Below are 893 nucleotides of genomic sequence, written 5' to 3'. Positions count from 1 at the left end.
GGGCCAGAAGCGGTCGTAGCGTCCAATCAATCTACCAGCAACCATAGGTAACAGACGCGAGCGGCTCCATCTAAACAAGAATGGATTGCTTCTCCATCTCTGGGTAGTCTCGGCCGATTTTGAGAAGGCGGAAAGCATGATGTCAGCAGACTACGTCTTTGGCTTCGCTATCGCGTTGGTCGTCGGGTTGAACCTGTATCGTGGCCCGCGCATCGCAAGCGAGCGTGTTGCCATGCAATGGGGTCGCAACGGCGAGCCGACTTGGTACGCCCCAAAATGGCTCGCAATGTGGGGGATGATTGCCTTCATGGCCGCCGTCCGTCTCTTCATTTGGGCGGCTTCAACATATGCGCCGCAGCATGTGCACGGTGCTGAATTGGGAATAGTAATTTTCTCGTTGATCGCCGCCGGTTCTCACATGTTCGTTTTGATGAAGGTGAGAGGGCCCCTCTGAAAAGCTAGCGCAAGTCTGCTTCGGGTCAAAGGCTGACCGTTGGCAGGCAATGGAGCAGGTCGGCAACGGGCCAATATCAGACCCGGCTGGGTGCCGACGCCAGCGAAGTGTATGACACTACCTACTCTTCAGCGCGCCCGCTGCGAGCGTCGGTCTTCTTTGGGATCGGTGCTGGTCGCGAGATACGCCCAAATCTGGACTTAGGATGGCTAAAGGTTCCGGGGATAGCCTTCTGGTTGCACTCGCCAGACTGAAACCTGAGGCAGTGCAGTTGCTCTTCGAAGGCGCAAGTGCATGGTTGAGGCTTTTTGTTATCGTCTGGCATCGTGCCCTCGCATTGCCGCGATTACCCACGGGTGTAGGTAGGCATTCTTTCGCTCTGATAAGAGATGGTGCTCAAATTGTATCGATTGTCGGAGGCGAAGTCCGCTTTGGGTCA

General features: G+C 55.8%; 2 protein-coding genes. Both read left to right on the top strand.

Going from position 1 to position 893, the window contains the following annotated elements:
- Positions 1 to 136: 136 nt before the first annotated feature.
- Entirely contained in the window at positions 137 to 454 is a 318-nt protein-coding gene (locus tag IVB12_RS09645; protein WP_247298134.1) for a DUF1648 domain-containing protein, read from the top strand.
- A 205-nt stretch (positions 455 to 659) separates the two neighbouring features.
- On the top strand, positions 660 to 893 hold a 234-nt coding region (locus IVB12_RS09640), incomplete at its 3' end, for a hypothetical protein (RefSeq protein ID WP_247298132.1).

Origin of the sequence: Bradyrhizobium sp. 179, assembly GCF_023073535.1 — a bacterium.
Classification (GTDB): domain Bacteria; phylum Pseudomonadota; class Alphaproteobacteria; order Rhizobiales; family Xanthobacteraceae; genus Bradyrhizobium.
This window is presented reverse-complemented; position numbering and strand designations above follow the sequence as displayed.